Annotated in this window: 27 protein-coding genes; 14 read left to right on the top strand and 13 right to left on the bottom strand. The window is 68.6% G+C overall.

Going from position 1 to position 23,532, the window contains the following annotated elements:
• Window positions 1–51 precede the first annotated feature (51 nt).
• Entirely contained in the window at window positions 52–354 is a 303-nt protein-coding gene (locus LPA46_RS04610; protein ID WP_442908201.1) for a DUF7521 family protein, read from the bottom strand.
• A gap of 89 nt (window positions 355–443) precedes the next feature.
• Window positions 444–785, bottom strand: a complete 342-nt coding sequence (locus LPA46_RS04605) for an ArsR/SmtB family transcription factor (protein ID WP_157499726.1) — start codon at window positions 783–785, stop codon at window positions 444–446.
• Window positions 786–941: 156 nt separating this feature from the next.
• Here LPA46_RS04605 and LPA46_RS04600 point away from each other — a divergent pair, with 156 nt between their 5' ends.
• Window positions 942–1,337, top strand: coding sequence for a chemotaxis protein CheW (locus tag LPA46_RS04600; RefSeq protein ID WP_230891588.1), 396 nt, complete (start codon window positions 942–944; stop codon window positions 1,335–1,337).
• Here the strand turns inward: LPA46_RS04600 and LPA46_RS04595 are convergent.
• The 3 genes from LPA46_RS04595 to LPA46_RS04585 form a co-directional block, all read right to left on the bottom strand.
• On the bottom strand, window positions 1,334–2,395 hold the full coding sequence (locus tag LPA46_RS04595) for a phosphotransacetylase family protein (RefSeq protein WP_230891587.1): 1,062 nt from the start codon (window positions 2,393–2,395) through the stop codon (window positions 1,334–1,336). The two genes, LPA46_RS04600 and LPA46_RS04595, sit on opposite strands and share 4 nt — an antisense overlap.
• Window positions 2,392–4,488, bottom strand: a complete 2,097-nt coding sequence (locus tag LPA46_RS04590) for an acetate--CoA ligase family protein (RefSeq protein ID WP_230891586.1) — start codon at window positions 4,486–4,488, stop codon at window positions 2,392–2,394. Before LPA46_RS04590 ends, LPA46_RS04595 begins: the two co-directional genes overlap by 4 nt.
• A gap of 64 nt (window positions 4,489–4,552) precedes the next feature.
• Window positions 4,553–4,855 (bottom strand): MazG nucleotide pyrophosphohydrolase domain-containing protein, encoded by a 303-nt coding sequence (locus tag LPA46_RS04585; RefSeq protein WP_230891585.1) that lies wholly within the window; start codon window positions 4,853–4,855, stop codon window positions 4,553–4,555.
• Window positions 4,856–4,962: 107 nt separating this feature from the next.
• On the opposite strand from LPA46_RS04585, the gene LPA46_RS04580 reads away from it, so the two are divergent.
• Both LPA46_RS04580 and LPA46_RS04575 read left to right on the top strand, forming a co-directional pair.
• Window positions 4,963–5,760: a ZIP family metal transporter gene (locus LPA46_RS04580; RefSeq protein ID WP_230891584.1), complete on the top strand. Its 798-nt coding sequence runs from the start codon at window positions 4,963–4,965 to the stop codon at window positions 5,758–5,760.
• A gap of 32 nt (window positions 5,761–5,792) precedes the next feature.
• Window positions 5,793–7,082 (top strand): MFS transporter, encoded by a 1,290-nt coding sequence (locus tag LPA46_RS04575; RefSeq protein ID WP_230891583.1) that lies wholly within the window; start codon window positions 5,793–5,795, stop codon window positions 7,080–7,082.
• On the opposite strand, the gene LPA46_RS04570 is transcribed toward LPA46_RS04575, so the two are convergent.
• Entirely contained in the window at window positions 7,072–8,517 is a 1,446-nt protein-coding gene (locus tag LPA46_RS04570; RefSeq protein WP_230891582.1) for an aldehyde dehydrogenase family protein, read from the bottom strand. The genes LPA46_RS04575 and LPA46_RS04570 overlap by 11 nt on opposite strands.
• A 95-nt stretch (window positions 8,518–8,612) precedes the next feature.
• Here LPA46_RS04570 and LPA46_RS04565 point away from each other — a divergent pair, with 95 nt between their 5' ends.
• Both LPA46_RS04565 and LPA46_RS04560 read left to right on the top strand, forming a co-directional pair.
• On the top strand, window positions 8,613–9,389 hold the full coding sequence (locus LPA46_RS04565; protein WP_230891581.1) for a carbon-nitrogen hydrolase family protein: 777 nt from the start codon (window positions 8,613–8,615) through the stop codon (window positions 9,387–9,389).
• A gap of 37 nt (window positions 9,390–9,426) precedes the next feature.
• Window positions 9,427–9,615, top strand: coding sequence for an NlpC/P60 family protein (locus LPA46_RS04560; protein WP_330166321.1), 189 nt, complete (start codon window positions 9,427–9,429; stop codon window positions 9,613–9,615).
• Here LPA46_RS04560 and LPA46_RS04555 read toward each other — a convergent pair whose 3' ends face one another.
• Both LPA46_RS04555 and LPA46_RS04550 read right to left on the bottom strand, forming a co-directional pair.
• Window positions 9,616–10,485 carry a transcription initiation factor IIB family protein gene (locus LPA46_RS04555; protein ID WP_230891579.1) on the bottom strand — a complete coding sequence of 290 codons (870 nt, stop codon included), beginning with the start codon at window positions 10,483–10,485 and terminating at the stop codon, window positions 9,616–9,618.
• Between the two features lie 79 nt (window positions 10,486–10,564).
• On the bottom strand, window positions 10,565–11,248 hold the full coding sequence (locus LPA46_RS04550) for a haloacid dehalogenase type II (RefSeq protein ID WP_230891578.1): 684 nt from the start codon (window positions 11,246–11,248) through the stop codon (window positions 10,565–10,567).
• A 99-nt stretch (window positions 11,249–11,347) separates the two neighbouring features.
• On the opposite strand from LPA46_RS04550, the gene LPA46_RS04545 reads away from it, so the two are divergent.
• Together LPA46_RS04545 and LPA46_RS04540 are read left to right on the top strand one after the other, a co-directional pair.
• Window positions 11,348–12,775 (top strand): dihydrolipoyl dehydrogenase, encoded by a 1,428-nt coding sequence (locus LPA46_RS04545; RefSeq protein WP_230891577.1) that lies wholly within the window; start codon window positions 11,348–11,350, stop codon window positions 12,773–12,775.
• Window positions 12,776–12,859: 84 nt separating this feature from the next.
• Window positions 12,860–13,216, top strand: coding sequence for a hypothetical protein (locus LPA46_RS04540; RefSeq protein WP_230888604.1), 357 nt, complete (start codon window positions 12,860–12,862; stop codon window positions 13,214–13,216).
• A 15-nt stretch (window positions 13,217–13,231) separates the two neighbouring features.
• On the opposite strand, the gene LPA46_RS04535 is transcribed toward LPA46_RS04540, so the two are convergent.
• Window positions 13,232–13,837, bottom strand: coding sequence for a TetR/AcrR family transcriptional regulator (locus LPA46_RS04535; protein ID WP_230888603.1), 606 nt, complete (start codon window positions 13,835–13,837; stop codon window positions 13,232–13,234).
• A gap of 173 nt (window positions 13,838–14,010) precedes the next feature.
• On the opposite strand from LPA46_RS04535, the gene LPA46_RS04530 reads away from it, so the two are divergent.
• Both LPA46_RS04530 and LPA46_RS04525 read left to right on the top strand, forming a co-directional pair.
• Entirely contained in the window at window positions 14,011–14,652 is a 642-nt protein-coding gene (locus LPA46_RS04530) for a nitroreductase family protein (protein WP_230891576.1), read from the top strand.
• Between the two features lie 87 nt (window positions 14,653–14,739).
• Window positions 14,740–15,018: a hypothetical protein gene (locus LPA46_RS04525; protein ID WP_230891575.1), complete on the top strand. Its 279-nt coding sequence runs from the start codon at window positions 14,740–14,742 to the stop codon at window positions 15,016–15,018.
• Here LPA46_RS04525 and LPA46_RS04520 read toward each other — a convergent pair.
• Window positions 15,015–15,689 (bottom strand): DUF7504 family protein, encoded by a 675-nt coding sequence (locus LPA46_RS04520; protein WP_230891574.1) that lies wholly within the window; start codon window positions 15,687–15,689, stop codon window positions 15,015–15,017. The two genes, LPA46_RS04525 and LPA46_RS04520, sit on opposite strands and share 4 nt — an antisense overlap.
• A gap of 138 nt (window positions 15,690–15,827) precedes the next feature.
• Between LPA46_RS04520 and LPA46_RS04515 the strand changes: the two genes are divergently transcribed.
• A complete protein-coding gene (locus LPA46_RS04515; RefSeq protein WP_230891573.1) occupies window positions 15,828–16,925 on the top strand; it encodes an NADH:flavin oxidoreductase/NADH oxidase in 1,098 nt (365 codons plus the stop codon).
• A gap of 176 nt (window positions 16,926–17,101) precedes the next feature.
• Window positions 17,102–17,299: a hypothetical protein gene (locus LPA46_RS04510; RefSeq protein WP_230891572.1), complete on the top strand. Its 198-nt coding sequence runs from the start codon at window positions 17,102–17,104 to the stop codon at window positions 17,297–17,299.
• 4 nt (window positions 17,300–17,303) lie between these two features.
• On the opposite strand, the gene LPA46_RS04505 is transcribed toward LPA46_RS04510, so the two are convergent.
• From LPA46_RS04505 to LPA46_RS04495, 3 genes are all read right to left on the bottom strand, one after another.
• Entirely contained in the window at window positions 17,304–17,669 is a 366-nt protein-coding gene (locus LPA46_RS04505; RefSeq protein WP_230891571.1) for a Zn-ribbon domain-containing OB-fold protein, read from the bottom strand.
• Window positions 17,666–18,817, bottom strand: a complete 1,152-nt coding sequence (locus tag LPA46_RS04500) for a thiolase C-terminal domain-containing protein (RefSeq protein ID WP_230891570.1) — start codon at window positions 18,815–18,817, stop codon at window positions 17,666–17,668. Before LPA46_RS04500 ends, LPA46_RS04505 begins: the two co-directional genes overlap by 4 nt.
• Before the next feature lie 138 nt (window positions 18,818–18,955).
• Window positions 18,956–20,026 (bottom strand): PAS domain-containing sensor histidine kinase, encoded by a 1,071-nt coding sequence (locus LPA46_RS04495; RefSeq protein WP_230891569.1) that lies wholly within the window; start codon window positions 20,024–20,026, stop codon window positions 18,956–18,958.
• A gap of 186 nt (window positions 20,027–20,212) precedes the next feature.
• Here LPA46_RS04495 and LPA46_RS04490 point away from each other — a divergent pair, with 186 nt between their 5' ends.
• The 3 genes from LPA46_RS04490 (at window position 20,213) to LPA46_RS04480 (ending at window position 23,473) form a co-directional block, all read left to right on the top strand.
• Window positions 20,213–21,082 carry a universal stress protein gene (locus LPA46_RS04490; protein ID WP_230891568.1) on the top strand — a complete coding sequence of 290 codons (870 nt, stop codon included), beginning with the start codon at window positions 20,213–20,215 and terminating at the stop codon, window positions 21,080–21,082.
• A 178-nt stretch (window positions 21,083–21,260) separates the two neighbouring features.
• A complete protein-coding gene (locus LPA46_RS04485; protein WP_230891567.1) occupies window positions 21,261–22,769 on the top strand; it encodes a protein kinase in 1,509 nt (502 codons plus the stop codon).
• Window positions 22,766–23,473, top strand: a complete 708-nt coding sequence (locus LPA46_RS04480; RefSeq protein WP_230891566.1) for a hypothetical protein — start codon at window positions 22,766–22,768, stop codon at window positions 23,471–23,473. The genes LPA46_RS04485 and LPA46_RS04480 overlap by 4 nt, the downstream gene beginning before the upstream one ends.
• The last annotated feature ends 59 nt before the right edge of the window (window positions 23,474–23,532 follow it).

The following is a 23,532-nucleotide window of genomic DNA, read 5'->3' as shown; positions in this document are numbered from 1 at the left end:
TAAGCGTTCCGGGTACGGCAAACGAAATCTAGCTCTATTTGGCCTGATGATCTAGTCGGGCGTGACGATGCTGTACATGACAAAGAGGTAGCCCGCCGTCGTGAGCACGTAGTTCGCCGTCAGCAGCGTCCGCGTGTGCTCGAAGTCAGTGACGAAGGCCACAACGGTCGTGCCGATGGCGGCGGTGACGACCAGCGCGAAGCCGGCCGAGAGGTGCATCATCGAGTGTCGGCCGGTGTCGAGGTACGCGCGAACTGCGAACGCCACCATGCTGAGGCCGGCGGTGGCGAGGGTCGCGCTGAAGACGAGGTAGATTGCTTCGATGGGGCGCATGGTCGCGTGGCTCGTACCCACGTCCCACAGACTCCGTATAAAGATGACCCTGCGATTATTATTCTATAGAATTACGCACGTACGACGCCCACTACGGGCGGCCTGCGAGCCTACTGCTCGGAGCGGAGGTCGCTCCAGACGTCCACGAGGGCGTTCTTCGCCTCGGTGCGTTCGGTCGTTTCGACGTCGGTCTCGTCGACGCCGAATTTCACGGTGATTTCGTCGACCTGCCGACGGTACACCTTCGTGCGGCGGCCCTCGTCGGAGAGTTCCTTCCCTTCGAGTTTGAGGAGGTCGTGTTCGTTGAGCTCCTCGATGCGTCGGTAGCTCGTCGCAATTGGAATGTCGAGCTCTTCGCTGAGCTCCTGGGCTGACTTCGGGGCGTGCGTGGCTTCGAGAATCTCGGCGTTGTACTTGTTGCCGAGTACCCGCAACACGTCCACCGGGTCCATCGAACTGATGATGAATACGGAGGGAAAAAAGAGTGTCGGGGTCGGCGTGCCGATTCGGCGGCGAATTCGCCGACATCACGATGGAGTAATCTACAAGACGACACTTTAGATAGCATAGACCCAACCCTTAATTCAGTCGGCGACAGACTCGCCGCCATGACATCGGAGACGGACGTGCTGGAGTTCTCTCTGGGCGACGACCGCTACTGCATCGACATCGCGCACGTCGACGAAATCGTGGACGCGACCGAGGACGTCACCGCGATTCCGAACGCGGACGCCAACGTCGTGGGCGTCGTCGACCTCCGCGGTGAGACGACGACCGTGGTCGACCCGCGCGTCCGGCTCGGCGTCGAGGGGTCGCCGGACGGCAGCCGCATCGTCGTCCTCTCCGAGCACGAGAGCACGGGCCTGTTAGTGGACGACGTTCACGAGGTGGAGTCCGTCGACCCCGCCGACGTCGACGACTCGGCGGCCTCCGAGACGACCCGCGGCGTCGTCCGCCGCGACGACCGCTTCGTCGTCTGGGTCGAGCCGAACGCCCTCGTCTAGTCGAGTAGCGCGTCGACGTCCGCGTGGTCGTAGAGCAGTTCCTGCATCCTATCGACCGTGCGCTCGTCGCGGACGCGCCCGCCCCGCACCAGTTCTTCGGCTCGTTCGACGGTCGTCAGCGTGTCCGACTGCACCGAGAGGACGGGCACGCTCTTCTCCGCTGCCTTCCCGAGCACGGCACCAGACGGGCGGTGCCCGCCCGTGAGCACGAGACACGTCACGCCAGGCGCGTCGAGCGCGGCGGTCTGGACGTCCGCACGGTCGCCGCCCGTGATGACCGCGGCGTCTTTCGTGCGCCGGAAGTGACTCAGCGCAGCTTCGCCGCTCATCGCGCCGACGAGGAACCGTTCGACGCGCTCGTCAGTCCCCGCGCCGTCCTCGGTGAGCACCTCGGCGCCGAGTTCCGTCGCGAGGTCTTCGACCGTCACACCCGCGAGGTCCGCGTCCCGGGGGAGCACGCCGAGCACGGGCACGTCGCGGCCGTCGAGGAACGGCGCGACGTCCGTCTCCACGTCGTCGTAGACGGCGTCCTGGACGGCGTTGAAAACGACGCCAGCACACCGGTCGCCGAGGTCGTCGGCGGCCGCGAGCACGTCGTCGACGTCCCCGGGCTCGCTGTACGGCGAGAGCACGACGACCTCGGCGTCCAGCAGTTCCGCGACCTCGGGGTCGGTGAGGTCGACGATGCCGCCCGTCGCGAGGTCGTCGGCCCCCTCCACGACCATCAAGTCCTTCCCCTCAGCGAGCCCGTCGAAGGCTTCCTGCACGCGCGACCGGAGTTCCGCGGGATCCTCGCGGCCGCGAATCGCGCCCTCGACGAACGTCGGCGAGTAGACGACGGGTTCGAGTTCGTGCATCTCGGCGTCGAGCCCGAGCAGTTCCCGGGCGAGCATCGGGTCGGCGTCGAGGGTCTTCCCGACGTTGCTCTCCAGCCGGGTGCCCTTGGGCTTCATGTAGCCGACGTCGTCGCCGCGTTCGGTCGCGAGCCGCGCCAGCGCGAGCGCGACCGCGGTCTTGCCGGTGCCTGCTTCCGTGGATGTGACCAGTAGCGTGTTCATAGTTCGTCGGGGTCGATGGTGAGTCGGACGTCCAGCGCCTGCACGCCGTCGGCGGTCGCCAGCAGCGGGTTCACGTCGAGTTCCAGTATCGCGGGGAAGTCGGTGACCAGTTGGCTGAGCCGCTGGACGGCGTCCGTGACTGCTTGCTCGTCGGCTGGCTCGCGGCCGCGCGCCCCGCGCAGCAGCGGCGCGGAGTCGAGGTCATCTATCATCTCGTCGGCCTCGCGCTCGGAGACGGGCGCGACGCGGACGCTCGTGTCCTCCAAAACTTCGACGAAGATGCCGCCCAGCCCGAACAGCACGAGCGGCCCGAACTGGGGGTCGCGGTTCGTCCCGAGAATCGTCTCCGTCCCGGCCTCGGTGTCCACCAGCTCCTGCACTTGGACGCCGAGGACGGTGGCGTCGGGCTGGTAGTTCTTCGCGCGCGTCACGAGGTCCTCGTAGGCGTCCCGCACCTCCTCGTCGGGGACGCCGACTTTCACGCCGCCGATGTCCGACTTATGGAGAATATCCGGACTGACGATTTTCATCACGACGTCGCCCGCGATGTCGTGAGCAACCTGCTCGGCTTCCGCCGGGTCGTCGACGACGTCGCCCTCGGGCGTCGGGATGCCGTAGGCGGCCAGCAGGTCCATCGCTTCGACGCCGAGTCGACGGGAGTCCCGCTCGGCGGCGGCTTCGAGAATCTCGCGGGCGCGCTCGCGGTCCACGTCGAACTCGATGGGTTCCTCGTACTCGCGGGCCTCGACGGCGCGCTGGACGGCGAGCGCGTCGAGGCTGCTCACGGCCCGCGCGGGGTCGAAGTAGTTCGGGATGCCCGCCTCCGAGAGCGTGTCGGCCGCGGCCTCAGTGCGCTCGCCACCCATCAGGCACGCGACCACGGGCTTGCCGTGTTCGGCCTGTCGCTCTGCGAGCACCTCCGCGAGGTCGCCGAAGTCCATGACGGCCGTGGGTGCGGCGACGACGACCCCGCAGCCGACGTCCTCGGAGCCGAGCACGGTGTCGAGGGCGTCCGCGAATCGGTCGACGCCGGCGTCGCCGAGCACGTCCACGGGGTTGTAGACGTTCGCCGCATCCGGCAGCGACTCGGAGAGCGCGTCGAGCGTGTCGTCGCCGAACGTGGCCATCGACAGTCGGGCGTCGCCGACCGCGTCGGTTGCCATCACGCCCGGGCCGCCCGCGTTCGTGACGACCGCGACCTCCTCGGAGTCAGGGAGCGGGAGGCCGTCGAGGGCGCGCGCGAAGTCGAACAGTTCCTGGACGTTCTCCGCGCGGACGACGCCCGCCTGCTCGAAGCCCGCCTCGTAGGCGGCCTCGCTGCCCGCGATGGTCCCCGTGTGCGAGGACGCGGCCTGCGCGCCGGCCTCCGTGCGGCCGGACTTCACGACGACCGCGGGCGTGTCCTGCGTAACTTCGCGGGCGGTGTCGATGAAATCGCGGCCGTCCTCGATGCCCTCGAGATAGCCGAGCACGACGTTCGTCTCGGGGTTGTCGTGCCACTGCCGGAGGAAGTCCGTCTCGTCCATGACGGCCTTGTTCCCGAGGCTGACGACGTCCTTGAAGCCGATTCCCTGGTCGTTCGCCCAGTCCAGTACGGCCGTGATGAACGCGCCCGACTGACTCATGAACGACAGGGAGCCGGGGAGCGCGTTCGACGGGCCGAACGTCGCGTTCAGTCCCGACGGCGTGGAGAGCACGCCGAGGCTGTTCGGGCCGACGAGATTGAGGTCGTAGTCGTCGGCGACGGTCGCGAGGTCGTGCTCGCGGGCCGCGCCCTCGCTGCCGGTCTCACTGAACCCCGCGGTGATGACCACCACGTTCCGGACGCCCGCCTCGCCCGCGTCGCGGACGGCGTCGACAACCACCGACGGTGGGACGACGACGACCGCGAGGTCGGCGTCGGGTGCGGATTGGAGGTCCGGATAGCAGTCGTAGCCGAGCACTGCGTCGCGGCCCGGGTTGACGGCGACGACGTCGCCGTCGAAGTCAGCGAGATTCGTCACGATGGCGCGACCGATAGACCCCTCTCGGTCGGTCGCACCGACGACGGCGACTCTGTCGGGCGCGAACAGCCCGCTTGCGTCGTCTTCCATCTTCACGTGGACCGACGCCCAGCAGGGGCATAAAACCGTCCGCGGCTCCCGCGAGCCGAGAACCCTACTCGCCGGAGCCGGCCGTCCCGGAGTCGGCGAGCCGGTCCTCGTACTTCGCGAGCGCCTCGCCGAGCGCGGCACTCGCGTCGTAGTCGAGTTCGTCGGCGAGCGCGAGCAGGCAGAACAAGGCGTCCCCGAGTTCGTCGCGGTCGACGTCCGCGCCCGAATTTGCCCCGTAGTCGGTGGACTCGTTGACGTTCTTCGCGAGTTCGCCGACCTCGCTGGCGAGGTCGAGCACGCGGTTTGCTGGCGGCGCATGAAGGTCCTCCTCGTCGAGGAACGCGGCGACGCGAGTTTGTTCGTCCATGTGCCGAGGGTGATACTGAATCCTCTTCACTCGGCTGGTTTTAGGTTTCCCAAACTTTTCTTTCTAGGAAGGGAAAGACTATTCCACGAGCGTTCGTACCACCGCACATGGAACTGACGGGTGCGCTCGCGTTCGTCTTCTTCGCCGGGCTGCTGACGGATCTCGCCACCGGCCTCGGCGCGCTCCCGTTCTTCTTCGTCGACGACGTCGACGACCGCTGGCGCGTCGCACTCTGGGGACTTGCCTCCGGCATCATGCTCTCCGCCTCCGGGTTCGGACTGTTCCGCGAGGGGCTCAACTACGGCACGCCGCTGGACGTCGCCGCGGGCGCGCTCGTCGGCGTCGCGCTCGTCGTCGTCGCCCGTCGCGTCATCGACGACTACGAGTTCGAACCCCGGGAAATCGCCCAGGCCGACTTCGAGAAGCTCGTGCTCGTCGCGGGCGTGCTCACAGTCCACTCGTTCCCGGAGGGCGTCGCCGTCGGCGTCTCCTTCGCCGACATGGGGCTGGAGGGCGGCTACCCAGTCTTGGGCTTCTCCGTGCCGCTGCTCGCGGTGTTCATGACTATCGCCATCTCCATCCACAACATCCCGGAGGGGCTGGCGGTGTCGATTCCGCTCCACGAGCACGGCGCGCGTCGCTGGAAGCTCGTCGGCGTCGCCGTCTTCACGAGCATCCCCCAGCCAATCGGCGCGGTGCTGGCGTTCGCGTTCGTCCAGTTCGCGCGCACGCTGCTCCCCGCCGGCTACGGGTTCGCGGGCGGCGCGATGGTCTACCTCGTGCTCACCGAGTTCATCCCCGAAGCGCGCGCGGTCGGCCGTCGCCTCCCGAACGGCGGCCACCGGGAACTGCTCGTCGGGCTGGTCGTCGGCGTCGCCGCGATGCTCCCGCTGCTAGTCGCGTAAGCGATTTGTCCCCGCCCCGCGAGGGTTCGGGCGTGTTCGACACCGGGGACCGCTGGCTGGTCGCGTGGAGTCTCGGCTACGCCGCCGTCGGCGCTTCGTCCGTGCTCGTGCCGCTGTACGCCATCGCGCTCGGCGCGGACGCGTTCGTCGTCGCCGTCGTCGCCGCGACCGCTGCGTTCGCCGGCATTCCCGGCGCGCTCGCGTGGGGGAACCTCGCCACCCGCACCGGCCGCTACCGGCCGTTCCTCCTCGTCAGCCTCGGCCTCTCGGCCGTCTCGTTCGTCGCGCTCCCGCTCGCTGAGTCATTGCCCGCGGTCGTCGCCGCGAACGCCGCACTCCAGTTCGCCGTCGCCGCGGCCGCGCCCGTGCTCGCGCTGCTGGTCGTCTCCGGCCACCCCGACGCGGAGTGGGACCGCCGCATCGGCGTGCTGAACGCGTGGCAGGGCTACGGCTGGCTCGCCGGCCTGCTCGCGGGCGCCGCGTGGACCGCCGTCGCCGGCCAGTACACGGCCGCTATCACCGCTCAGCGCTGGTTCTTCTACGCCTCGGCCGCAGCCTGCGCGCTCGCCACCGTGCTCGCGTGGCGCTGGCTACCCGGCCGGCCGGACGTCTCTGCGGCCCGCTTCGGCCGCGCCACCGTCTCCATCGAGAGCCTCCAGCGCGGTGCGGGTCGAGCCGCCCGGCTCGCACCGTTCTCCGGCGTCCGGTCGTTCTGGGCGCTGCGCCGGCTTGACCCGCGCGTGCTCGCCAACCGACTGACGCCCGGGCTCTCTGGCTACCTCGCGGCCGCGACGCTGTTCTTCACCGGGTTCGCGGTGTTCTTCGGTCCGCTCCCGTCGTACCTCGCTACGGACCTCGGGCTCGCGTCGGGTAGCGTGTTCGCGCTGTTCCTCGTCTCCAGCGCGGCCTCCGCGGTCGCCTACGAGCGCGTCGGCTCGCTCGCCGCAGCCCGCAGCCCGGAAGTCGTCCAGACCGTCGCGCTCGCTGCGCGCGTCGTCCTGTTCCCGGCAGTCGCGTTCACGGCCGTGCTCGGCGCGCTCGCGCTCCCGGGGCTGGTCGTGCTGTTCGTCGCAGTCGGCCTGACGTGGGCGGTCGTCGCCGTCACCGGCACGACAATCGTCGCACGACTCGCGCCGCCAGCAGTCCGCGGGGACGCGCTCGGCGCGTACACGGCGCTGGGCGGACTCGGCACGGCAGTGGGAAGCGTCGTCGGCGGCCTGCTCGCCACAGAACTCAGTTACGTCGGCGCGTTCGCCGTCGCTGGCGGACTCGTACTCGCGGGAGCGGTAGTCGCGACGGTAACCCGCCGGACTATAGAATAATCGACTTCTTGCGGACGAACTCGTGGATGGTTGAGTCCAGTCCCTCGCGGCCGATGCCGGAGTCCTCGTTCCCGCCGAATGGGATGTCGCCGAGGCCGTGGGAGGGCGCGCCGTTGATGCGGACCGCGCCCGCGTCGATGTACTCGGCCATCCGCATCGCGCGGTCGTAGTCGCTCGTGAACACGCAGGCGTCCAGCGCGAGGTCCGAGCGATTCGCCACTTCGAGGGCTTCCTCGTCGTCCTCGAACGTCGTCACCGCGCAGACGGGGCCGAACTGCTCCTCGTCGACGATGCGCGCGTCCTGCGGGACGTCTGCCAGCAGCGTCGGCTCGAAGACGTGGACGCCCTCTTCTTGCTCGTATCGGCCGCCGCCGCGTACGACGGTCGCGCCGCGCTTGACGGCGTCCTCGACCAGTTCCTCGACCCAGTCCGCCTGCTCGGCGCTGATGAGCGGGCCGAGGTCGGTGTCCTCGTCGAAGAGGTCGCCCTGCACCCAGTCGTCCATCCCGGCGTCGATGCGCTCGACGAGGTCGTCGTGGACGGACTCGTGAGCGAGCACGCGCGAGATGGCCGAACAGCGCTGGCCGGCGTACTTCAGCGACCCCTTCGCGGCCGCGCCAGCGGCCTCGTCGAGGTCCGCGTCGTCGAAGACGACGGCGGGCGCGTTCCCGCCGAGTTCCATGTGGAGGTTCACCATCCCGGACTCGTAGGCGACGTGCTTGCCAGCGCCCGAGGAGCCGGTCATCGCGATGGCGTTCACGCGGTCGTCGCCGGCGAGTTCGTCGCCGATGACGCTGGCCTTCCCCGGCACGAAGTTGAACGCGCCGTCCGGGAGCCCGACTTCGTCGATGATTTCCGTGAGGATGGCGGCGCTCACGGGCGTCTTGCTCGCGGGCTTCAGGACGACCGCGTTCCCGGCGGCGAGCGCGGGCGCGACCTGCAGCGCCGTCGTCGCGAGCGGGTAGTTGTACGGCGTGATGCACAACACTGCGCCGACCGGCTCGTGTTTCACGATGGCCTCCCAACCCTCGTGGCCGCTCGTGGTGCCCTCACGGTACTCGCCCTTGAGGTGGCGAATCTCCTCGATGGCGCGCTCGAAGCGCTCGGCCGCGCTGTCGACCTCACCACGTGCGGACGAGATTGGTTTGCCGGCCTCGCGGACGATGACTTCCGCGAGTTCGGTCTTGCGGTCGCGCAGGCCGTCGGCGATGGCCTGCAGCCACTCGCAGCGCTGCGGAATCGTGGTGTCTCGGAGCGTCACCTTCGCGTCCTCGGCGGCGGCGAGCGCGTCGTCGGCAGCGTCCTCGTCGGCCGCCGCGACTTCGGCGAACGTGCCGCCGTCGGCGAGGTCGGTGACGGGGAAGGTGTCCGGCCCCGTGACCCACTCGCCGCCCACGTACAGCCGCTCTCGGCGACGGATGGCCTCTCGTTCCATACCCCGAGATTGGGACGCCCCAGGTAAAGACTTTACTCAAATTCGTATTAAAGCCGTTCGCCGGCTTTTTGCCGGCTGCGCGCCGACTCCGCGGCGTGCCGACACCGACCGTCGCCGCCTGTCAGACCGACCTCGCGGACCTCGACCCACCCGCCAACCTCGCCACCGTCGGCGAACGCCTCGCCGGCCTCGACGACCGCGTGGACGTCGCGCTGTTCCCCGAGTACGCGCTCACGGGCTTTGTCGCCGACGAGCGCGTCCACGACGCGGCGCTCGCCCGCGACGGCAACGCGCTCGACCGCCTCGCCGCTTCCGCTGCGGACTACGACGTGAGCGTGCTCGCGGGCTTCGTCGAGGACGCCGGCGACGACTACTACAACACCGTCGGCTACGTCACGCCCGACGGCGACCGCACGTTCTACCGAAAACGGAACCTCTGGGGCGGCGAAGCAGACGTGCTCACCGCCGGCGACGACGCCGTCACGGTGGAGACATCCGCCGGGAAGACCGGCATCGTCACCTGCTACGACCTCAACTTCGTGGACGTCAGCGCCGAATTCGCCCACGAGCGCGTCGACGCCCTCTTCGTCGTCGGCGCGTGGCCGGGTACGCACAGCGAGAACTGGCGACTCCTCCTGCGCGCCCGCGCCCTCGACGGCGTGCGCTGGGTCGTCGGCTGCGGTCGTACCGGCCGCCGCGACCTCCCGGACGCCCGCGTCGTCGACTACGCCGGCAAGTCCGCCGTCGTGCGGCCGGACGGCGCCGTCAGTTCCGCCCTCAACCGCGACGAGCGCACGCTCGTCGCCGACCTCGACACCGACATTCTGACCGAGCAGCGCGACTTCGTCGGCGTCTTCGCAGAGGAGTCTTGACGCCGGCCCGCGTCGCCGACCGCATGGACGCTGCCCGCTGCGCGACGAACTGCGGGCTGGCGATTTGCTGTTCTTCCCCGGCCACGTCGCCATCTCGACCGGTGGCGAGAGGTTCGTGCACGCCTACGGGCCGGCGAACGAAGTCACCGAGAACAGCCTCGATAGTAGCGACGACAGTTACGTCGCCAACCTCGACGAATCCTTCGAGTGCGCGCGACGGTTCTGACTACAGCGACTCGAGGTCGCTGGCGCGGTCGTGGATGTCTGTCGAAGCGCAGCCTGCGGGCGTCTTCAGCGCCTTCATGCCGATTGGCGCGCCCGCGCGCTCCCCGGCGACGCGGAGCGCGGCGGCGGCCCACGCGGCCGGCTCGTCGTCTATGGGGTGGATTTCGGCCGCCGACGCGAGCAGGTCGCGCGCCGTGTCAGCGACGTAGTCCGAGGCGGGCAGGTACTCGCGGTACCAGTCGATGGCGGCCGCCGCGGTCGCTGGCGGCGGGTTCCGCTCGCGCAGCACCTCGCGTTGCTCCTTGTAGCGGTTCCGGATGGTGACGTGCGTGACGTCCGCCAGTTCGGTGAGCGTGTCCTGCCGCACGTTCATGTCGGCCTCCACAGAGGCGTTGTAGATGGCGGCTGCCGCCCACCCGCTTGGGGACTTGCCGCCCGCGATACCGGCGTCCTCACAGTGGTCGACGATTTCGCGCGCGCGGTCCGCGACGTCCTCGGGGAGCGCGAGTTCGTCGGCGTACCGGTCGACGTACTGGGAAGCGTCCGCGAACCCCGAGAGGTCGATGCCGAGTTCGCTGGTCACCGCCTTCGCGCGCCGCAGGAGCTGCGTGCGGTCGACGCCCGTCGCGTCGACGAATTCGTCGACCGTGCGCGGGACGCGCTCGACCTTGCACGCGACGTACAGGCACGCCGCCGCGGTCGTCGCGACGTTGTGCGCGTGGGCCGCACGCTGGTCGCGGTGGCGGCGGAACACCGCTATCGCGGTCTCCGTCGTCTCCGCGGGAACCCCGAGTGCGGTCGCGGCGGACTGGATTCGGTCGAGCGCGTCGCCGACCACCTGCGGCTCGACGCTCGTCTCTTCGGTCGTCATCTAATCGTGTCGGAGTGTGTCATGCGGGGACAAATAACTCGGGGTTGAGGCGGATACCACGCGCCCGCCGCGCGGCGAGTCAGGCCGAGAGCGCCGCGACGAGGTCGTGGAAGTCGGAAACCGTGAGGTCGGGGTCGCCCGCGAACGGCTCCCACGGCGTCGACTTCCGGTCGACCCACGCGCTCTGCATGCCCGCGTGGCTCGCGCCGAGCACGTCGAACCAGCCCGCCGTGACGTGGACGATTTCGTCGATTGGCGTCCCCGTCCGGGCGGCGGCGTGGCGGTAGAGTTCGGCGGCTGGCTTGAACGTCTCCACCTCGTCGGCGCTCACCGTGTCTTCGAGGAGGCCGCCGATGTCGGCGTGGTCGACCATCGACGCCAGCATCTCGGGGTTGCCGTTCGAGACGACGTAGCAGTCGTAGCCCGCGTCGGTGAGCGCTTTGAGGCCGCTGCGGACGTCGTCGAAGACGTCGAGTTCGTGGTAGACCGCGAGAATCTCGTCGCGCTCCGCAGTGGTAACGTCCGCGCCGTGGACGTCCAGCGCGTACTGGAGGGCGTCGCGGTTCATCTCGTAGAACGGCTGATAGGCGTCGATTTGGTTGGCGACGAACGTGTACGCCAGCGACCGCGACCGCCACAGCCGGGAGACTGGTTCGGGGTTGGCGACGCGGTCGGCGAGCGCGCGCTCGGCGGCGTCCACGTCCACGAGCGTGCTGTACGAGTCGAAGGACACCGTCGTGACGCGCTCCGAGTCGAAGCTCATCTACGCTCGCCTTCTCCCCCAGCCCGGATAACTCTCGGGCCAACCGGCGGGGTTCGCGGCGGCAAGCGGTTTCTTGACGCCGGCACGCGTGGGCGGCGTATGGACGAAGTCGACTTTCTCGTCATCGGCTCGGGGTCCGGGCTGGACGTCGCGAACGTCGCCGCCAATCAGGGCCAGTCGGTCGCCGTCGTGGAGAAGGGGCCGTTGGGCGGGACGTGTCTGAACCGCGGCTGTATCCCCTCGAAGCTCCTGTTGTACCACGCCGACGTGCTCGAAACAATCGAGCGCGCCGACGAGTTCGACATCGACGCCGAAGTCAATGACGTGGACTTCGAACACATCGTCCGCAAGGTCAACGAGGAGGTGCAGGCGGACGCGGACTCGATTCGGCGCGGCCTGCGCTCGTCGGACCGGCACACGCTCTACGAGGGCGAAGCCCGATTCGTGGACGACCACGAGGTCGAGGTTTCGGGCGGCGAAGACGACGGCGCACGCATCCGCGCCGGGACCGTACTAATCGCGGCCGGCACGCGCCCCGCGATTCCACCTATCGACGGCATCGAGGACACCGACTACCTCACGAGCCAGGAGGCGCTCCAGTTGGAGACGCCGCCCGACCACCTCGTCGTCGTGGGCGGCGGCTACATCGCGGCGGAACTCGGGCACTTCTTCGAGACGTTCGGCAGCGACGTCACCGTCGTCGGCCGGCGTCCGAACCTGCTGCCGAACGCCGACAGCGAGGTCGCGGCGGCGTTCACCGACCAGTTCGCCGAGCGCGCCGACGTCTACGCGGGCTACGAGGCGACGAGCGTCTCCCAAGCCGACGGCGAAGTGACCTTAGAAGCACGCGAGTACGAGTACGGCGAGGGCGCCGGCGTCGTCGAGAGCGGCGAGTCGGTGTCCGTCAGCGGCGAAGCGCTGCTCGTGGCGGCCGGTCGCACGCCGAACACGGACACGCTGAACCTCGACGCGACGGGTGTCGAGACTGACGACCGCGGGTTCGTGGCGACTGACGACTACCTCGAAACCGACGTCGAGGACGTGTGGGCGCTCGGCGACGTCGTCGGCGAGTACCTCCTCAAGCACAGCGCGAACCATGAGGCGCAGGCAGTCGCGCGCAACATCTTCGGGAGCGAACCCGAGCCGGTCGACTACTCGGCGATGCCGTTCGCCGTGTTCGGGTCGCCGGAGGTCGCGGGCGTCGGCGCGACCGAAGCCGAACTCCGCGACGCGGACCGCGAGTACGCGACGAACACGTACGACTTCGCGGACACCGCACGCGGCGACGCGATGCACGCCGACGGATTCGTGAAGGTGCTCGTCAACCTCGACGGCGAGATTCTGGGCTGCCACATCGTCGGCCCGGACGCCTCGACGCTGATTCAGGAGGTCGTCGTCGCAATGAAAGCCGGCTCCGGCACCGTGCGAGACATCCGCGAGTCGATTCACGTCCACCCTGCGCTCCCGGAGGTCGTCCAGCGCGCGTTCTCCGGGCAGTTCAGCCGCGGCCACGAACACCACCACTAGCCGTCCCGGGATTACTGTCCCGTAACCTCGTTACTGAGACGTTCGCGCGACCTTTTCTGACCGGCGCTCGTGGGTCGGAGTGTAATGACGAATGCCGCAATCGTAATTCTGGCAGGCACCGAATCCCACAGCGACCTCGGCCGGCTCGTCAACGGCCTCGAAGCCGCCCGCGAGTTCGCCGAGAACCCCGAGGACGACCTCGAACTCATCTTCGACGGCGCGGGCACGCAGTGGATTCCCGAACTCGAAGACCCCGACCACGACTACCACCACCTCTACGCCACGGTCAAGGACGACAGCTCCGCATGTGACCACTGCTCGGGCGCGTTCGGGGTCGACGAAGCCATCGAGGACGCGGGCGTCGTCACCGTCGACGAACACGACGGCCACCCAAGCATCCGCTCGCTCGTCGACGACGACTACGAGATTATCACGTTCTAACGCGCCTCGCCCGCCCTACTCCTCGGCCAGCAGCTGCGATTCGAGGTAGGCGTCGACTTCGTCGCGGACCGCTTCCGTGCGCGTCTCCTCGGCAGTGACTCGCTGAAACATCGCGCCATTCACGAGCGTCAACAGGAACGACGCGACATCGTCGGGGTCGAGGTCGCGGAATTCGCCCGACTCGACGCCTTCGCGGACGATGCCCGCGATTTCGTCGTGCAGCGAGTCGTCGCTACGCGTGAAATGGTCGCGATAGCGCTCATCGTGGGCGGCCTGCGCGCGGAGTTCGACCATCGCCCTCGTGAACTCCCGCCGGTCGTCGGGGAGTTTCACCGCGAGCACGTGGTCGAGAATCGCGTCGAGACGCTCGCGCGGCGGCAGGTCGTCATCAGGTGCAGCCTGCTCGAATTCCGCGAGCATGTACGCCAGAAACTCCAAGAGGAGTTCGTCCTTGCTGTCGTAGTGGTGGTAGAGCAGCGACTTGCTTTTCTCAAAGTGATCGCCAATTCGCTGAATCGTCAACCCCGCGTAGCCATGCTCGCGGAGCGCGCGGAACGTCGCCTGCATGATCGCTTCCCGCGTGGTCGCCGGCTCGCCGGAGAACGGGTGAGCGTCCACCATCGGCGAACGGGTAGTCAAGCGAACGGGATAGTGATGTCGGTGGTCGAGGTGGCGTGCCTTCGCCGTCTGCGACGTGTGAGACAGTTTGGACGTGTTGCGCGCTCACGCACTCCAATCGGCGGGACGCGCTGGGACCGCCAGCCCCCTCCGTACGGGTAACGTATCGTAAGCCGATGTCAGAAGCCAGCCAGCAGTCGCGAACCGACGCCGCCATCGAGGCGCTACGAAGCCGCCGCTCCGGGCACAATTTCGACCCCAGTGAGGACGTCGACGACGAGACCCTGGAAGCAATCGTCGAGGACGCGACGCTCGCGCCCTCCTCGTTCAACCTCCAGCCGTGGGACTTCGTCGCGATTCAGGACGACGACCGCCTCGACGAACTCGTCGAGATTGCGAACGGCCAAGAGCACATCGCAGAGGCCGGCACGGCGATTCTCGTCGCCGGCCACACCGAGCCGAAGACCGCCGACCGCGTCTTCGACGAGTGGGTCGAAGCCGGCCGCGTCGACGCCGAGACCGGCGAGGCGATGAAAGAACAGACCGTCGCCGGCTACGAGTCCGACCGCGCGGGCCGCGACTACGCGATTCGCAACGCCTCCCTCGCCGCGGAGAACATCCTGCTGTCCGTGCACGCCCGCGGCCTCACCGCCACGCCGATGACTGGCTTCGATTTTGAGGCTGCTGCAGACTTCGTCGACCTCCCCAAGGACACGATTCCGGTCGTCCTGATTGCGGTCGGCCCGAGCGGCGGCGACGAGCCCGAGCGCCTGCCGCGCCGCGACGTCGACGACGTCCTCCACCGCGAAACCTTCTAAGGGCTCCGCTCTCCTGCAGTCTTTTCACAGCCGACAGCGCCGCGGCCGGCCACACCGTTTACCAGTCGTCGTGGTGTGGACTCAGGTATGCCTGACACGTACGTCGACACCGAGGTCGAAGTGGAAGTCGACTCGACCGAACTCGAAGTCGAAGCCGGCGACGAGGAGGAGTTCGAAGCGGAATTGGACGCGCCGGGCGTCTCCATCGAGGTGGAAGCCGAAATCGAGGTCGCCGGCGAGAAAGAAGGCGAAGAGCGCGAGGAAGCCGAGGAGGGCGAAGACGAGTACTACGCGCCGGAAGCCGAGGGAATGGAACTCGAAGAGTCTGAAGAGGAGGAGTTGTCGGAGCTGGAGGAAGAAGACTAGAGTTCCAACCAGCGCGTGGATAGCGACTCGTCGGGGAGGTGCCAGCGCTGCCGCGGGTCGTCGTCGCCGCCGACTTCGACGACCGCGTCGAACTGCCCCAGTAGTCCTTCGACCGCGATGCCGGGGACGTGTTGGCCGACGTGGAAGTGCGCGATGCCGTCGCGTTCACGGACGGCCGTTCCGAGCGTCTTCGTGAATTCGAGGACGCTGAGGAGGCCGTCGTCTTCGAGGAGCGTGCCGAGCGCGTCCACGCAGACGCGGAGCTGGCCGGACTCGTAGCCGCCCAGCGGCGCGAGCGATTCGACTTCGTCCTCGACGGCGTCGCCGAGCGCGTTCACGTCCGAGGCGACCGTGGTCGCCGGCAGCGACGGTGACGGCGGGGCTGCGGCGGCCGCATCGCGGGCTGTGGACCGGTAGACGACGGTGCGCTCGTCGGGGTCGTCGGTCGGCGTGGAACTGGTCGTGTGCGTGTCGGTCTCGCTGCGAACGAGCAGGCGCTTGCGCTCCTCGTCGCTGCTGCCGAGGAGCCGCCGGCAGCCGGCACCGCCGGCGTCGCTGCCGCCGGCTTCGAGGACGAGGAGGAGACACCCCGTGGACTTGAGGTCGTCGAGGGCGGCCGTGAAGGTGGCCGGGTCGTCGACCCACCCACGCGCCGTTGAACCGTCTGACATCGTACGTGTACGCACGCCAACCAAATCGATAAATATTGTGGGTTTTCTTCGCGTGAGAAAATCCGCCGCCGGACGCGAAGCCGGCAAGCAGCCCCTCGGCCACCGTCGATAAACCCCCGGCAGCGCTACGGGCACGCGATGACAGACGACGTGTTCTCGCCGCTGGAGTTGCGAGACGTGACCGCCCGGAATCGGTTCGTCGTGTCCCCGATGTGCCAGTACTCCGTCGACGCCCGCGACGGCCTCGCCACGGACTGGCACCGCGTCCACCTGGGCTCGCGCGCCACCGGCGGCGCTGGCATCGTGATGACCGAAGCCACCGCCGTCGAGTCCCGCGGCCGCATCACGCCCGAGGACCTCGGCATCTGGAGCGACGAGCACCGCGACGCCCTCGAACCCATCGTCGACTTCGTGAAGTCCCAGGGCGCGACGCCCGGCATCCAGCTCGCGCACGCCGGTCGGAAGGGCTCGAAGTCCCGCCCGTGGGAGGGCTCCGAACCAGTCCACCCCGAGGACGGCGGCTGGACTGTCGTCGGCCCCTCCGACGAGCCGTGGCCCTACGAGCAGGAGCCGCCCGCGACCGAAGCCCTCGATTCGGACGGAATCGACGAGGTCATCGAGTCGTTCCGCGAGGCCGCCCGCCGCTCCCGGGAAGCCGGCTTCGAAATCGCGGAAGTCCACGCCGCCCACGGCTACCTCCTCCACGAGTTCCTCTCCCCGGTGACCAACGACCGCGACGACGAGTACGGCGGGAGCTTCGAGAACCGCACCCGCATCGTCCGCGAGGTCACGGAAGCCGTCCGCGAGGAGATGGGCGAGGACAAAGCCGTCTTCGTGCGCATCTCCGCGACTGACTGGCTCGACGACCGCGACTCCTGGGACGTCGAGCAGTCCTCCCGCCTCGCCGACGACCTCTACGAAGTCGGCGCGGACCTCGTCGACGTCTCCTCGGGCGGCATCCACCCCGACCAGAACATCGAGTGGACCGGCCCGAACTACCAGCTCCGCTTCGCCGAACACATCCGGAACGAGCGCGACACCGACGTGAAGGTCGGCACTGTCGGTGGCATCACGTCCGCCGAGCAGGCCGACGCCATCATCCGCAACGACCGCGCGGACCTCGCCATCGTCGGCCGCGAGTTCCTCCGCGACCCCTACTTCCCGCTGCACGCCGCGAAGGAACTCGACCGCGAGGAGGCGGTCGACGTCCCAGTCCAGTACCACCGCGCGTTCTAGACCGCGGGCTCGATGGGGACGACGTAGTCCCCGAGTAGATGCTGCTCCGAAACGGGCGTCAGAACTGCACGCGACGGAATCCATCGTCTACCCGCGCTAATTCGGCTGAAACCGAGCGAAATCCGGGCCCAGCGACTCGCCCACTCTTGTACGTCGCACTCTCAGACCCGAGCGTGATGATGGAACTCGTCGACACACTCGCGACCGTCGGCATCGACTTCACGAACGTCGCGGCGGCCGGCCCGCCTACCGACCTGCCCGAGCCCGTGCCGGACTTCGTCGGGGACATCCTCGGCTCCGTGCGGTCGTTCCTCGACGGCGGCGTCGAGAAGCTCGGTGCGGTCGTCAGCGACGCGACCCCCGAGTGGGTCTGAGCAGTTATGCCGGCTCGAACCGGTAGCCGTCCCACGCTTGGCTGTCGGGCTCGCGGATGCCCGCTTCGGGGTCGCGTAGCTCGTCCTCGTAGACCGGTTCGACGTCGTCGCCGATTTCGACGCCGTCGGCGGTCGTGAGTTGGCCGAGCGCGCGCACGCTCTCACCCTGCACCTCGAACTCGACGATTGCGAGGTGGTTGGGCTCGCGGACGCCCGGCGGCGTCGCCGTGGAGGTCGTCCACGTGACGACCGTGGCGGTGCGGTCGGCGAGGTCGACGGTCTCGGTCTGTTCTTCCCCGCACTCCGGGCAGCGCGTGTGTCCGGGGTACGTGACGTGGCCGTTCGGGCAGCGGTGTGCGTCGAAGCTCATGGCTGTTCGAGGATGGTGGTGGTCACGCAGTTGCCGAAGCCGCCAACGTTGCAAGCGAGGCCGACGTCGCCCTCGACCTGTCGGTCGCCCGCGTCGCCGAGCAACTGCACGTAGAGTTCGTACGCCTGTGCGACGCCGCTCGCGCCGAGCGGGTGGCCCTTCGATTTGAGTCCCCCAGAAGTGTTGATGGGGAGGTCGCCGTCGCGTTCGGTGACGCCCTCCTCAACCGCCTTCCAGCCCTCGCCCTTCTCGAAGAAGCCGAGGTCCTCGCTCTGGAGGAACTCCAGAATCGTGAACATGTCGTGGAGCTCCGCGAAGTCGACGTCCTCGGGGCCGCGGTCGGCCATCTCGTAGGCGATTTCGGAGGATTCCACGACGCCCTGCATCGTCGTCGGGTCCTCGCGCTCGTGGACGACGTGAGTGTCCGTCGCGCCGCCGATGCCGGAGACGACGACGTAGTCGTCTGCGTACTCCTCGGCGACGGACTCCGGACAGAACAGGAGCGCGGAACTGCCGTCCGTGATGGGGCAGAAGTCGTACAGCCGGAGCGGGTCCGCGACGATGGGCGAGTCCAGGACCGTCTCCAGGTCGACTTCCTTGCGGAACTGCGCGTGGGGGTTGTCCACGCCGTTGCGGTGGTTCTTCACGGCGACCTTCCCGAGGCTCTCGCGGGGCGCGTCGTACTCGTCGAGGTACTTGCGCGCGGTGAGGCCCGCGAAACTCGGGAGCGTGACGCCGTGTTTGTACTCCACGGGGTGCGTGAGGCTGGCGATGACGTCGGTCGCCTCGCCGGTGGTCTTGTGGGTCATCTTCTCGCCGCCGACGAGCAGCGTCATGTCGCTCGCGCCGGAGGCGACGGACTGCCACGCGGCGTAGATGCCCGCGCCGCCGGAGGCGCTCGTCTGGTCGACGCGTTGCGTGTACGCGCCGAGCGCGCCGAGGTCGTGGGCGAGCGCGTTCGGGACGCCGGTCTGTCCCTCGAACTCGCCGCTGGCCATGTTCGAGACGTAGAGGTGGTCGAGGTCGTCGCCGTCCACGCCCGCGTCCCGCAGGGCGGCGTCGCCGGCCTCCGCCAGCAACTCCCGCACCCACGCGTCGCGGTCGCCGAACGTCGTCATCGACGCACCGATGATTGCTACGCGGTCCATACCCCCACCGTCTCGGAGCGGGGTCTTTACGCTTTCACGTTCGCGCCGACACGCGGCCGGACGTGAAATGTCGCCGCTGCACGGTGGTATGCTCGGGTTCGCGGCCTCGAATACGTCTCAACCCACTCTCTTCCTTGGTCAAGGCTCCGGCGCGGCGCGGAGTTCGAGCGTGACGTCGCTCCCGCCGCTCGCACGCTCTTCGTAGGTGACGGCGCCGTCGTAGGCCGTCGCAATCCACCGGACCAGCCACAGCCCGAGCCCGTTTCCGTGGTCGAGCGGCGTCAGGTCGACGTCGCCCGTGAGGAGCCGCCGCTCCTTGTCTGGGAGGCCGGGCCCGTCGTCGCTCACTGTCAGCGCGACCGCGCCGTCGATCCGACGTGCGGTAATTTGGACGCGCGGCGTCTCGTCGTCGGTGTAGCGAATCGCGTTGTCGACGAGCGCGGCGACCGCGCGGTCGAGGTGGCCGCCGGACATGACTTGCGGCGCGTCCTCGACGTCGACGGTCACGTCCGCGTAGTCGACCAGCGGCACGTCGTCAAGCGCCGCCCACACCACGTCGCCGAGGTCGGTCGGCTCCAGGTCGGGGTCGGCGTCCAGCACGCGCTCGACGTCCCTCGCTTCCTCGCTGGTGCGGTCGAGCGCGAGCGCGCGCTCCTGGATTTCCCGCGCGGTGTCGGCCAGTTTGGGGTTCTCGACGTTCTCGGCGAGGGCCTCGGCGTGGTCGAGCAAGGCGTCGACTTCCTCGGAGAGGTTGTACCGGAGCACGCGGTTGAGCACCGCCAATTCGCGCTCCTGGCGAATCTCGTCGGTGAGGTCGGTGTAGAGCGCGAACCCGCTGTCGCCGCCGTCGAAGGGGATGCCGCGGTAGAGCAGTGTCTTGAGGCCGTCCTCGGTGCGCCGGTCGACGATGGCGTAGTTCGACTTGCCCGCGGCGGTACGCTGGTCGAAGCGGTTGCTCTCAGTTACCCGCTCGCTCGGAACGATGAGGTCGTTCAGCGGCGCGCCCACGACCGCCTCGCGGTCCACGCCGAACATCTCGCAGAACGAGTCGTTGACCGTCGCGACGATGGGCTCCTCGCCGTCCAATTCGAACTCCACGACGGCGTCCTGCACGTGCTCGAAGAGGTACTGGAACCGACCGGCGTCCTCGCGGGGTTCGAGGGGGCTCGAATCGTTACCTTCCATCGTCTCCCCGTTCCACGTCCGCACATATGTTTCTTACCGCTCGAAAACTAAATCTCGTTATTACAATATATACGTTTGAACTACGCTCGAAATACTGTCTTTCTATCCTGATATTATAGGAAAATCTGGACGAACAAAATCCGTATAACATCTCAGAACCGTGGCGACGACGGCGATAATTTATCACTCCGTCGGCCGAACGCCCCATCCATGAGCATCAACTCCGGCGACCGACCGTGGCCGCAGGTCCTCGACCACGAGGGCGTCGACTGGCCGGCCGACGAGCAGCGCATCCTTGTGCCGTTCTGCGAAGCCGCGAACCGGACGGAGACGAGCCTCCTCGGTGCAAGCATCACGTTCGGGAGTGACGGCGAACTGTACATCCTGCACGCGACTGAAGCGGGCGGGCTGGCGGACGCGAACGAGTTGCGCGACGAGGCGGAACTGAAGCTGGCGGTCCGCGAAGAGTTCGACATCCCCGTCGCGCAGTTCGAGGACGACTTCTCGAACCGAGTCCTCGACACGTTCGTCGATTCGCACTCGATAACGGCGACGGTCGTCGACCGCGAAGAACGGGGCTTCTTCTCGCGGGGCCGCGACGAGCAGACGGTCGCGTCGGGGTGTCACAACGTCGTTGGGACGCGCATGGACACCTTCGAATCGCCGTCCAGCATCCTCGTGCCGGTGGCGAAGGGGCCACACTCGGGGCTGGCGACGCGCATCGCGGAGGCGATTGCGCGCGCCTCCGGCTGCTGGATAGAGCTGTTCCACGTCGTCGACGAGGACGCCAGCGAGGCCGAGCGAGGGGACGCCGACGCGCTGCTGGATGCCTACGAGCACCGGCTGGGCGACGACGTCGAAGTCGACCACCACGTCGTCGAGGCCGCCGAGCCCGCCGACGAAATTATCGAGCACGCCGGCTACCACGACGTGACGGTGCTGGGCGCGCCCGAGAAGGGGCGACTCAGGCGGTTCCTCTTCGGGTCGACGACCGACGAAGTCGAACAGGACGGCGAATCCGGCCCAGTCCTGACCGTCCACCGCGACACGGACGAGTCCGTGTTCTCCCGCTGGCTATGACATCCTCCCGGCGTGAACGCCGGGGTTTCCTCGCGCTGGGGGTATCGCTTACCGACCCACGGAGGCAACTTGCGGGTTCGTATGCTCCCCGGGCGAGAGGAACCGGGACAGCAAAACCACCGGGGGAAGCCGAAGGTTCAATGCGGGTGCCGGCGAAGTTGGCTCGATAGCAACGCGCATGGAACGCCACACAGACGGCTCGGTCGACGAGGAGCGCGTCGCCGCGCTCAGGCAGTCCGTGGACGCCGACGGCGTCGAGGAACTCGCCGAGCGCCTCCACAGCGACGACCCCGACGAGCGCGCGGGTGCCGCGTGGCGGCTCGTGGAGGCCGTCACCACCGAGCCGACCGAGGTCCGCGCCGTCCTCGACGACATCCGCGACGCGGTTGAGGACGACGACGTGTGGGTGCGACGGGGCGCGACGTGGGTGCTCGCGGAACTCGCCGATCGCCAGCCCGACGCGCTCTCCGTGGAGTTCTCCGACCTCGTCTCGCTGACGCGAGCAGACGACCCGCTCGTCCGGCAGAACGGCGTGGTCGCGCTCGTAGGCGTCACGAAGTCCTACCCGGCGCGGGCGTCGACGGGCCTGTCGGCGATTGCGCCGCTCACGCAGTCCGAGGACGCGCTCGTGCAGCGGTACGCGAAGCAGGCGGTCGCCGAGGTGACCGCGGCCATCGCGGAGCGCGCGGAGGACGCCGGCTACCCGATGGTCGTGCGCTCGCACCCGGCGTACGCGGACCTGTTCCCCGACGGCGTCTCCGTAGTTACGGTGAACGCCGACGACGACCGCTCGCGACCGATTCACGTCTCCTTCGGGCAGAACGCGCCGGTCCGTAGCGAGGAGACCGAGGGCGACGAGCCCGAGGCAGGGCCGCCAGCTGAGATTCCGGACCCGCCGGACGTGACCCTCGACGCGGAGGACGTCTCGCCGAACCTGAAACTCCGCGAGGGCGTGCTGACGACGGACTACCGCGCGGACGTCGACGAGGACGTGCTCGAACACGGGCTGGCCACGGTGCGGCGACTGCACGCCGACGAGAGCGCGGTCACGTCGGCGTTCGCGGACGCCGTCGAACAGTGGGCGGGCGTAGACGACCACGACCACGTGGTCGCCGTGCTCGGCTACGGCGCGCGCTGGCTGGCGACGCGCTACGACGACGGCGAGGCGCTCGACGGCCGCGGCGCCCCGACGACGCTCGCGGAGGCTGTCTGGGACGCCAGCGCCCTCACGCGCGCGGTCAGTCACGCCCACTCGCGGGGCGTCGTCCACGGCGGCATCCACCCGGGCGCGGTGCGGTTCGTGGAGACGGGCGCGCGGACGTGGGACGCGCCGCTGCTCGGCGACTGGGGGTTCGCACACGCCGCCAGCGCAGGCCGGACGCCGCCGATTCCGCCCGCGTTCGCGGCCCCCGAGCACCACGACCCGGAGACGTACGGCCGCTTCGACCAGGCGACGGACGTCTACGGGCTGGGCGCGCTGACGTACTTCCTGCTGACCGGCGAGCCACCGGGTAGCGACGACGGGCGGATTCCGGCGTCCGAACAGAACCCGGCGCTGCCAGAGAGCGCCGACGACCTGTTCGCGCGGGCGCTGGCGCCGGAGAAGCGCGCGCGGTTCGCGACCGTGCTGGACTTCCAGCGCGCGCTCGACGACTTCGCCGCCGGCCTCGACGGGGTGGGCGGATGACCGCGGCGGAGACGTTGTCGGCGGTCGCGTTCGCGGGCTACGGCATCGTCGTCGTCGCCGGGCTGGCGTTCACGTACTACGCCATCCAAAACTACGCTTTCGACCGGCTGGAGGGGTACGACGACTTCTGGGGATACCTCACCTACTTCGGGCTTGCGTTCGCGGCGTTCGGCGTGCTCGGCCTCGTGCTGACCGTGTGGGACGCGAGCGTGGTGCGCGCGTTCGCGGACGTCTCGCTTTTGGTCGGCATCGCGTTCCTCACGTTCGCGCTGCGGGAGGTGTACTTCAACAGCGCGCTCGCGCCGTCGCCCGAGGAGCGCGCGGTCTCGCTGGACCGAGTCAGGCGGCTCGAATTCGGGTTCGTGGTCGTCATCGCCGCGGAGTGGCTGGTCGTGTTGCTCATCGACCAGCCGGCGGTGGCGGCGGGCGTGAAGGCGCTCGGCGCGCTCGGGTTCGCGGCGTACGGCGTGGCCTTCAGCGAGCGCCTGGAGACGCTGGCGCACGGGACCGCGTTGGACAGTCTGCGCCGCCACCTGCTGCTCGTGTTGGTGTGTGCGACCGGCGTGGCGGCCGCCGAGGCGCTGGCGCTGCTCGCGCCCGCTGCGGTCGCAGACGGCGTGTTCCACGTTTTTCTGGTGCTCTTGGGTGGGCTGCTGGTGCCGCCGACGGTGCGCCTCCAGCAGTCGGTCGCCGGCCTCACCTGAGTGTTTAGGACGGCCTAAACATCGACACACATTTTAGGGTGGCCTAAATAGACGCGACC

The organism is Halobacterium sp. KA-6 (assembly GCF_021029015.1).
Classification (GTDB): domain Archaea; phylum Halobacteriota; class Halobacteria; order Halobacteriales; family Halobacteriaceae; genus Halobacterium.
Note: the sequence above shows the minus strand (reverse complement) of the source record. Positions and strands in the feature narration are given on the sequence as shown.